The sequence below is a fragment of the Arthrobacter sp. P1_A5 genome, assembly GCF_056406825.1.
This window is the reverse complement of record NZ_JBFTZL010000019.1, coordinates 25,488-34,375: the sequence shown is the minus strand read 5'-3', so window position 1 is coordinate 34,375 and position 8,888 is coordinate 25,488. Positions and strand designations below refer to the sequence as shown.

10 protein-coding genes and 1 pseudogene are annotated in these 8,888 nt (G+C 64.8%); 2 read left to right on the top strand and 9 right to left on the bottom strand.

Annotated elements, in window-relative coordinates; all coding sequences use genetic code 11:
- Window positions 1-443: transposase (locus AC1D1S_RS05960; protein ID WP_476993957.1), on the top strand; the 443-nt coding region annotated here is incomplete at its 5' end.
- Window positions 444-526: 83 nt separating this feature from the next.
- Here the strand turns inward: AC1D1S_RS05960 and AC1D1S_RS05955 are convergent.
- Window positions 527-1,162: pseudogene (locus tag AC1D1S_RS05955) on the bottom strand (IS30 family transposase); the annotation flags it as partial.
- Window positions 1,163-1,771: 609 nt separating this feature from the next.
- On the opposite strand from AC1D1S_RS05955, the gene AC1D1S_RS05950 reads away from it, so the two are divergent.
- Window positions 1,772-2,074, top strand: coding sequence for a hypothetical protein (locus tag AC1D1S_RS05950; RefSeq protein ID WP_476993958.1), 303 nt, complete (start codon window positions 1,772-1,774; stop codon window positions 2,072-2,074).
- A gap of 53 nt (window positions 2,075-2,127) precedes the next feature.
- Here the strand turns inward: AC1D1S_RS05950 and AC1D1S_RS05945 are convergent, their stop codons facing one another.
- From AC1D1S_RS05945 to AC1D1S_RS05910, 8 genes are all read right to left on the bottom strand, one after another.
- On the bottom strand, window positions 2,128-2,961 hold the full coding sequence (locus AC1D1S_RS05945) for a sulfurtransferase (RefSeq protein ID WP_476993956.1): 834 nt from the start codon (window positions 2,959-2,961) through the stop codon (window positions 2,128-2,130).
- Window positions 2,962-3,116: 155 nt separating this feature from the next.
- Window positions 3,117-3,287 (bottom strand): GNAT family N-acetyltransferase, encoded by a 171-nt coding sequence (locus AC1D1S_RS05940; RefSeq protein WP_476993955.1) that lies wholly within the window; start codon window positions 3,285-3,287, stop codon window positions 3,117-3,119.
- A gap of 146 nt (window positions 3,288-3,433) precedes the next feature.
- On the bottom strand, window positions 3,434-3,847 hold the full coding sequence (locus AC1D1S_RS05935) for an ester cyclase (protein WP_476946760.1): 414 nt from the start codon (window positions 3,845-3,847) through the stop codon (window positions 3,434-3,436).
- A 91-nt stretch (window positions 3,848-3,938) separates the two neighbouring features.
- Window positions 3,939-5,300: an MFS transporter gene (locus tag AC1D1S_RS05930; RefSeq protein ID WP_476993954.1), complete on the bottom strand. Its 1,362-nt coding sequence runs from the start codon at window positions 5,298-5,300 to the stop codon at window positions 3,939-3,941.
- A gap of 159 nt (window positions 5,301-5,459) precedes the next feature.
- The gene (locus tag AC1D1S_RS05925; RefSeq protein WP_476993953.1) at window positions 5,460-6,062 is read right to left on the bottom strand and encodes a class I SAM-dependent methyltransferase; all 603 of its coding nucleotides are present in this window, start codon (window positions 6,060-6,062) and stop codon (window positions 5,460-5,462) included.
- Window positions 6,063-6,143: 81 nt separating this feature from the next.
- Window positions 6,144-6,911: an amino acid ABC transporter ATP-binding protein gene (locus AC1D1S_RS05920; protein ID WP_476946757.1), complete on the bottom strand. Its 768-nt coding sequence runs from the start codon at window positions 6,909-6,911 to the stop codon at window positions 6,144-6,146.
- Entirely contained in the window at window positions 6,908-7,927 is a 1,020-nt protein-coding gene (locus AC1D1S_RS05915; RefSeq protein ID WP_476993952.1) for an amino acid ABC transporter permease, read from the bottom strand. The genes AC1D1S_RS05920 and AC1D1S_RS05915 overlap by 4 nt, the downstream gene beginning before the upstream one ends.
- Before the next feature lie 6 nt (window positions 7,928-7,933).
- Window positions 7,934-8,836 carry an ABC transporter substrate-binding protein gene (locus tag AC1D1S_RS05910; protein WP_028277463.1) on the bottom strand — a complete coding sequence of 301 codons (903 nt, stop codon included), beginning with the start codon at window positions 8,834-8,836 and terminating at the stop codon, window positions 7,934-7,936.
- Between the last annotated feature and the right edge of the window lie 52 nt (window positions 8,837-8,888).

The window sequence follows — 8,888 nt, the reverse complement described above, 5'->3', positions numbered from 1 at the left end:
GGATCGGACGGATCCGCCTCGAGCCCGGGCCGGCCGACCGCAGGCTCGCCCTGGTGAAGTTCGGCCAGCGCGTCGTCGCCCCCGGTTCCACCATCCGCACCGACGGGGCAAGACAGCTGAGGCGCTTCGCCGACCTCGGCTACAAGCACGAGTACTTTACCCAGCTCGGATCGGTCATCCCCGCGTATGTCAACATGCCCGCCGTCCACATGGCCGCCTCCCAGCTCAAACGCTGGATCGACGGCACCCTGCATCAGGGCATCTCGAGGGAGCAGCTGGCCTACTACCTGGACGAGTTCACCTTCCGCTTCAACCGCCGCACCGCCAAGAGCCGCGGGCTGCTGTTCTATCGGCTCCTCCAGCAGGCAACGAACACAGACCCGGCGCCGTTGAAGGACCTAGTCATTCCCCACGAGGCGGACCCGCACCGAGCCCCCGAGTGAATCGATCGCCATCGGGACCTGGTGACCAAGGCGGTCGGGGCAACTAACTGCCCGCCCGGCGAGGGATCGGCGGATTCAGGCGGTCATTGCAACAGGAGGTCTTCGATCAGTTCGATCGGTTTCCTGAACGCTAGTCTTTTGCGCGGCCGGTCGTTGAGTTCCTGGGCAACCCAGTCGAGGTCTGCCGCGCTGTGGATGCCCAGGTCTGTGCCCTTGGGGAAATACTGGCGCAGCATGCCATTCGTGTTTTCATTGATGCCGCGCTGCCAGGGCGAGTGCGGGTCGCAGAAGTAGATGTCGATGCCGGCGTCGATCTTCACGGTTTTCCAGTCCTGCATCTCGATGCCCTGATCCCAGGTCAGGGAATGCCTTAGCGCCTCGGGAAGCGTCTTGATCTTCGCGGCCAGCGCATCACGCATCTGCTTGGCCCTGTACCCGTCCGGCAGGTGCACGAGCATCGTGTAACTGGTGGTCCGTTCGACCAGCGTCCCGATCGCGGACTGGTTCCCCTTGCCGATGATTAAATCCCCATCCCAGTGCCCTGGCACCGCACGGTCCTGAACCTCGGGTGGACGTTCGGAGATATTGATCATCCCGGGGATCCGGTTCTTCCGCTGACCGGCCTTCCTGCAGGGCTGCCGGACCGCCCGCCCGGTGCGCAGGCACGCGGCCAGATCACGCTTAAGCGCCCCGCGGGACTGCACGTACAGGGACTGGTAGCCGACGAGGGCGGGATGAACACGCACGAGCTCAGCGATGCGTTTCCGGCTCAGTCCGAGCCGGTACATGAACACCCATTCCGCGTCAGGAGCGCGCCGCAACCGCCTGTCCATGATGGACCCCATCCTGCCACCTGGCGATAAGGCAATCGGGACGTCATCGGAGGGACCCCTGGAAGTAGAATTAACACACAGGCCGGTCTCGGTATCGGTAGAGCAGCAGATCTCCCCTTGCCCGCCAGATCTCGCCCGCCGGTTCGTCCTCGGTCGCGAAGCCGTGATGCCTCTGCATTCGCACGGGCACACGATCCTTCAAGGAAGGATTTTCGATGTCCGAGAACCCAGAATCTGCAGCCCAACAGCACGATAACAGCACCCCGAAACCCCCCGTTGAAAGGGAGGTCGGCCAATATTCCGGCGGGGATTACGGCGAAAGCGGAACGGTTAGCCAGGACCAGACCGGGCCGGAAGGCGGAGGATACTCCGGAGGGGATTACGGCGAAGGCGGGACAGTGGGGGACCAGGGACCGGAAGCCGGAGGATATGCCGAAGGGGACTACGGCGAAGGCGGGTCAGTGGGGGACCAGGCCGGACCGGCAACCGGAGGATATGCCGAAGGGGACTACGGAGAAGGCGAAACGGAGCGCCCCAGCGGCGGTGGAGACGGTGCGCTGGACGCTGAGGATGCAGCTCCTGGCCCCGCTGACGACGACACGGAAGGCACGGGCCGGAAAGCCTGACTCCCTTACAGCCGACCCCCCGCGCTGGTACGGAAAACGCACCGAGCTGCCGCCGKACCGCCGCACCTCAGCCAGCCGCGGGCTGCTGTTCTACCGCCTCCTCCAACAGGCCACGAACACCGACCCCGCGCCGCTGAAGGACCTCGTCATCCCCTGCGACAGCGACCAGTGACTACGTCTGGGACCATGTGACGCGGGCTTGTTCCAGGACCTCCTCGGCTTGCTCTACCTCTCTGCGATGCGTCGCGGGTCCTCGGCATATTCGGACCAGCCGCCGGGGTAGAGGAGGCCACGACCGAGCCCGACATGTTCGAGGGCCAGCAGGTTGTGGCACGCCGTGATGCCCGATCCGCAATAGGAAACGACAGMAGAGCCGTCCCGGACCCCGGCACGCGCGAACGCCTCGCGTACCTCGGCGATAGGCCGCAGCCGGCCAACGGAGTCGAGATTCTCTCGGCATGGCACATTCACCGCGCCAGGGATATGCCCGGCTTGGGGATCCGTGGGGAGCTGAAGGCTGCCGTCGAAGCGGTCGGCATGGCGGGCATCGACCACGATGCCGGCCCATGCCTCGAGGTCGTCGGCTTGCACCAGGGACTCCTCGGGCCATGGAGCCGCTGTGAAGCTCGCTGGCGCAGGATGCACAGGGTCTCTGTCGAGCAGACCCGGCCATGCCGCAATCCCGCCATCGAGCAACGCCGCCCGCTTCCCGAGCGCCCGCAGCATCCACACGAGCCGTGCCGCAATGACGCCCCCGGCGTCGTCGTAGGCGACGACCGTCGAGTCGTCGCCTACACCGAGAGAAGACATCCCCCGGGCGAACACGGCCGGATCGGGCAGCGGATTGAGCCCTTTCGCACCGGCGCCGCCGGACAGCCACGCGTCGAGGTCCACGAACACGGCACATGGGATGTGCCCACGGTCGTACGCCCCCCGCCCAGAGGAACCGTCGAGGTACCAGCGCGCGTCAGCGACAACCACGCCATCGCGGTGCCTTTCAAGCCAGGCTCCGTCGACGAAAGGAGGAATAGAGTCCGGGATTGCCTGAGTCGCGTCCATGCCCCACGATATACAGAAAGTCMATAATTCAAGACAGAATGTCTCATATATCGAGATTACCGTGCCACATCCCTGCGTTGCGGCCTGATCAGGGGCAGTCCAGGTCGCCGATCAGCCCGGCCATTGCGGGACGACTTCAGCCAAGCAGATACCCATTACGTACGTACTAGACGCATCCCGGATTTCTCCATCTCCCGTCGCGAGGCTGTGTTGACTGCCATGCTCGGAGCGACGACCCGCCGCACTTCGAACTCGGTAAAACCCTTGGAGACCAGGGCACGGGAACCCTCAGTCGCGTACCCCTTTCCCCAGGCCTCGCAACGCAAGCGAGAGCCGAGTTCCGGCTCATCGAGTGGATCCCCGGGGGCGGGCCGGTGTGGAACCAGCCGAGGAAGTCATTAGTTGACTTCTCGATCGCGGCCCAGAAACCGTAGCCGGGGAATTTCCCCTAGCTGCGAAAAATTGCTGCGCGTTACTTCGATACGGCTCCGATCTGCTGCATGAGGGTCATAGTGTCCGTGGCCCCCCAGTGCTCGACGACTTTGCCGCCGTCGACGCGGATGATGTCGACGCCGCTGAATTCGACGCTCCGACCGGTGGGCGCGACGCCCATCAGTTCTCCCTGATGCGTTCCAGTCAGGACCACGTATTGCGCCTCGAGATTTCCATCTACCAGCGCCGGTTCGGTGGTCTTGGCCCTAAGATCCGGGAATGCCGCCCGCATCGTGTTGACGAAGTACCCGACGCCGTCCTTGGCGGGCGATTGTCCGGGTAGGGGGTCGTGATCGACGAAGTCATCACTGACCAGTTCATCAATGAGGGCGAGATTTCCGTCCCCAATCACCTCTGTGTAGAACCGCTTGATCAATCCAGTCCCGTCAGCCATTTCCAACTCCTTAAAGTGGATGAGACCGCAGCCCAAGTCTTCCACTCCGGCCATGGCACATCAACGGCTCACGCTCCTGCAGCGCCGGACCTCAGGCCCGCCGCTCCCGCCACCGCAGCGACACCACAAGCACCACCGCGCCGAGCCCCAGCATCACGAACACCATCAGCCCCCAGTTCGCCTGCGTCACGCCGCTGCCGTAGAAGATGCCGATCAGCACGGTCGCCGTGATCGCGCCGAGGTAGCGGCAGGTCTGGAAGATCCCGGCTGCCACCCCGCGCTCTTCCGGCCGGGTGGACACGTACATGCCCTGGCTCGAGGAAATGGCGACCACGCAATACGGCACACCCAGCAGGGCGGTCAGCGCGAGCACCAGCGGGACGGCGAGGGAGGCCGTCAGCAGCCACATCGCCGCAGACGCGACGAGGAGCAGCACGACGCCGGCGATCAGCACCCGCCGCACGCCGAACCGGTCGATCGCGCGGACCGCGAACGGCGTCCCGACCACCGAGATCGCCGCGAGCGGCAGCATCAGCAGGCCCACGACGCCGGGATTGTAGCCGCCCGCGGTCTGCAGCAGCTGCGGCAGCCCGAAGAACGCAAAGTAGTAGACGCCGTTGAACAGCGCAAAACCCAGGTAGACCAGCAGCAGCGGCCGGTTGCGGCCGAGCAGCCGCAGGTCAAGGAAGGGCGGGCTGAACCGGAGCTCCCGCCACGCGAACAGCGCCGCGAGGACCAGCCCGCCGCCCAGCAGCCACCACCGGTAGTCGGGCAGCACATTCAGCATCGCCATCATCACCAGCACCAGGGCACCGATGAAGGCCCCAATCCCGGGCAGGTCCGAGTCGCGCACCAGTTCCGACACCCGGCCGCGTTCCCGGGCACCGTCGGCCGGGGCAAAGCGCCGGACCACGAGGATCGCCAGCAGCGAGAGCGGGACGTTGATCAGGAACAGCGCCTGCCAGCCCACCAGGCTCACCAGCAGGCCGCCCACCACGGGCCCGACGGCGGCCGCCGACGTGTTCGCCATCTGGATCCGGCCCAGCGGCCGGGTGGACTTCACGTTCGCCTCCCGCGCCAGCGCGGCGACCATGACGACGGCGCTCGGGTACGCCGTCGCGGTGCCGAGGGCCATGAAGGCGCGCGCCACGCAGAGCAGCGCGAAGTTCGGCGCAAAAGGCGCGAGCGCGCAGGTCACTGCCACCAGGGCCATGCCCAGCAGGAACAGCCGCCGCGGGCCGAAGCGGTCCGCGAGCCGGCCCATCAGCGGCTGGCCGGCCGCGGAGGTGAGGTAGAACGCCGTGATCACCCAGGTGACCGTGGCGACGTCGAGCCCGAAGTCCTCGCGCAGCACCACCAGGGCGACGGCGATCATCGACGAATTCAACGGGTTCAGCGACGTGCCGAGGCTGAGGCCGGCGACGGCCAGGCCTGCACGGGGAGAGTTGCTCACGGCAACAGTCTGTCTTACGACGCCAGTCGAAATCGAACCAGACGACACGTGCCGCCGTGGCGGACCGGTTGGTGCGTCACGCCGGGCACACTTTGGCCCCTACGCCATCGGGACTCGGGCCAGGATCTGAGCGGGCCAAGATCTGAGCGGGCTCCGGCGTCAGGGTTTCCGGGCGACGACGTCGAAAATGTGCCAGTGCTTGGGACCGCGGAAGGATTGGCCGTCGGCGTCGTAGATCTCGAACGTAAGGATATCCAGTCCCTCGAACAAGGCTCTGGCCTCGGCTTCGGTGTGGAAGTTCCATTCGGGAATGGCGGCCCAGGAGTCCCGTTCGCCGAACAGATTCACGGCAATGACGCCGGAAGGGCCCAGCGCCCCCAGCAGCATCCGCCAAAGTCGGGCGAAGTTTTCGGGGTGGACGAAGGGCAGCGAATAGCTGGCCAGGATGAGCCCCGCCTCCGGGAGCGGCGGAAGGTCCTCGAACGGGCTTAGCTCGACGTCCAATTGTTCGGCGAGGGCCGCGGGCACAGTTGCGAGCAGCTGGTCCCGGGTGTCCGGCTGTGAATCGACGGCGAGGACCCGCCAGCCGCCGTCGAGCAGCGCGAGTGTTTCCTTGCCCGCGCCACAGCCGAGATCTATGGCGCGGCGGCCGTTCCCCGGGCCTGCGAAGGCCATGGCCTCGAGGCACAGCGTGCGCACCCCGCGGGTTGCCTGGGCGGCGTTGTAGTCCGCCCAGATCTTGCTGTCCGCGGGGCTGTCCACGGATTCAGTGTTGCACCGGCGCGGCGGTGATGCCACAGCCCGGGAGGCCAGGGCCCACCGCCGCGCCGTCAACCTTGAATGTCACAGCACCTTTGAGAGGAACGCCTTGGTCCGGTCGTGTTGCGGRTCGCTCAGGATCTGGCGGGGAGCCCCGGCCTCCACCACCACGCCGTCGTCCATGAAGACCAGGGTGTCCGCCACCTCGCGGGCGAACCCCATCTCGTGGGTCACCACAATCATGGTCATGCCGCTCTTGGCCAGTCCCTTCATGACATCGAGCACCTCGCCCACCAACTCCGGGTCCAAAGCACTGGTCGGTTCGTCGAAGAGCATCAGTTTGGGGTCCATGGCCAAGGCACGGGCAATGGCCACCCGCTGCTGCTGGCCGCCAGAGAGGTGCGCCGGATAGGCATCGCCCTTGTCCCCCAGCCCCACGCGCTCCAGCAGTTCCATGGCCCGTGCCGTGGCAGCGGTCTTGGAAATTTTCTTCACCCGCATGGGAGCAAGAATGATGTTCTCCACCGCGGTCAGGTGCGGGAACAGGTTGAACCGCTGGAACACCATTCCGATTTCCTGCCGCTGGAAAGCAGCTTCCTTGAGCTTGAGTTCGTAGAGTTTCTCGCCTTTTTGACGGTAGCCGACCAGCTGCCCGTCGACCGAAAGCCGGCCGCCGTCAACCACTTCCAAGTGGTTGATACAGCGCAGGAACGTCGACTTGCCCGAACCACTGGGCCCCACGATGCAGAGAACCTCCCCGGGGTCGACCTCCAGGCTGATCCCACGCAGTACCCTGTTGGATCCGAAATTCTTGGAAACCTTCTCCGCAAGAACCATTGGCACGCCGGTCATCCCTTACCTCCAAAATCTGTGCCGAGCGGTGTACCCGGCGCGCCAGGTCCGGCCGTCGGCGCCGGTTCGGGCGCGGCGGGTGCTTTGCCTGACTTGATCCGTCCGGTTCCGCGGGAGAACCGCTTTTCGATGAAGTGCTGCCCGACCATCAGGACGGAGGTGAAGAGCAGGTACCAGAGCGAAGCCACAATCAGCAGCGGGACGGGAGTGAAAGTCACGGCTGAAATGCCGCGGGACACCCCGTACAGGTCAATGCTCAAGGGGATCGCTGCCACCAGGGAGGTGGTCTTGAGCATCGAAATCACTTCGTTGCCGGTAGGCGGAATGATGATTTTCATGGCCTGCGGAACCACGACATACCGCATGGTCTGGCCCCAGGACATGGCCAGGGCCGTGGAAGCCTCCGCCTGGCCCTCGTCCACGGACAGCAGGCCGGCACGCACGATTTCAGACATGTAGGCGGCCTCGTTCAGGGCCAGCCCGATCACGGCGGTAATGAACAGGTTCGTGAAGATCTCGTTCGGGACGGTGACCCACGGCGTCGTGAACGGAATCCCCAGCGTGAACACCGGGTAGATCAGGGCCACGATGCCCCAGAACACCAACTGCACGTAGACAGGGGTTCCGCGGAAGATCCAGATGTACAGCCAGGCGATGCTCTTGAGCACCGGATTTGGTGAGAGCCGCATGATGGCCAGCAGCAGCCCGATGACGATCGCGCCGATCATCGAGTAGATGGTCAGCCACAGCGTCACCCACGCGGCCTGGCTGATCCGGCGGTCAAAAATGTACTTGCCCACATCCGGCCAGCCATAGTCCGCGCGCTGGGCGGCGTCCAGGACAAATACCGCCAACCCGAGCAAAAGAACCACGGCAATCACGATCCGCCACGGGTGCCGCAGCGGGATCGCCACGATCGCCTCCGCCGGCGAGTTGTCCGTGTCCTGCCCGCTCCGGTCCCGGTGCTTCCTGTCAGGTTCCGACTCAATCATCCTGTCGGATTCCGGCTCGCTCATTTGCTATCACCCTTTGGCTGCCACGTTGAGAGTTGCTGTCTTGACGCCACCGGATTCGACGCCCCACTTGGACAGGATCTTGTTGTACGTGCCGTCGTCGATCAGAGCCTGCAGCGCCTTCTGCAGGACCGGGGTAAATTCGCTGCCCTTGGCCACGGGCATCCCGTACGGCGCCACTTCAAAGGCGTCGCCGGCGGTCTGCAGCTTGTCCTTGGTCTTGGAGATCGCATACAGAGTCACGGGCGAATCGGCGCTCATCGCATCGACCTGTCCCACCACGAGGGCGTTGGTTGCCTGGTCCTGCGCGTCGTACTTGAAAATGGTGATCGCCGGCTTGCCAGCATCCGTGCAGGCCTTCGACTTGGCCGGCACCTCATGCGTGTCCTCATAGGTGGTGGCCTGGACGGCGACTTTAAGCCCGCAGGCGTTGTTCGGGTCCACGTTCTTGCCCTTGGGCGACGCCCACTGGATGCCGGCTGAGTAGTAGTTCACGAAATCGACCTGCTTTTCGCGTTCCAGCGTGTCGGAGAAGGACGACATTCCCATGTCATCCTTGCCTGCCTTCACCGCGGGCAGAATGTTGTCGAAGGTGCCGATGTCGAAGTTGACCTTCAACCCCATAACCTTGCCCAAGGCATTGGTGAGGTCCACTGACCAGCCTGCCGGTTCGCCGTTATCGTCCTTGAACTCGTTGGGCGGGTAGTTGTTGGCCATGCCGACGTTGAGCACGCCGGAGCTCTTCATTTTTTCCGGGAGCGAGGCGGCAATGGAGTCATTCTTTTGCACGTCGATGGCGTCAGCGGTACCGGATGCCGAGCCGGTGGCGGCGGGTTCGCTGTTGTTGACACAGCCCGAGAGCGAGAGCGCCGTGGCTATGGTGAGAACGGGAAGAAGGTATCGGGTGCGCATGGCTTCCTTAGCTGTTCAGGGATTCTCTAGGCTCCCGCAACGCTGCGGGAGG

What these genes read in the sequence shown, in the direction of transcription:
- AC1D1S_RS05935 (WP_476946760.1), bottom strand. Translation starts at nt 3,847, where the DNA reads ATGGCTGACGGGACTGGATTGATCAAGCGGTTCTACACAGAGGTGATT.
- AC1D1S_RS05910 (WP_028277463.1), bottom strand. Translation starts at nt 8,836, where the DNA reads ATGCGCACCCGATACCTTCTTCCCGTTCTCACCATAGCCACGGCGCTC.
- AC1D1S_RS05915 (WP_476993952.1), bottom strand. Translation starts at nt 7,927, where the DNA reads ATGAGCGAGCCGGAATCCGACAGGATGATTGAGTCGGAACCTGACAGG.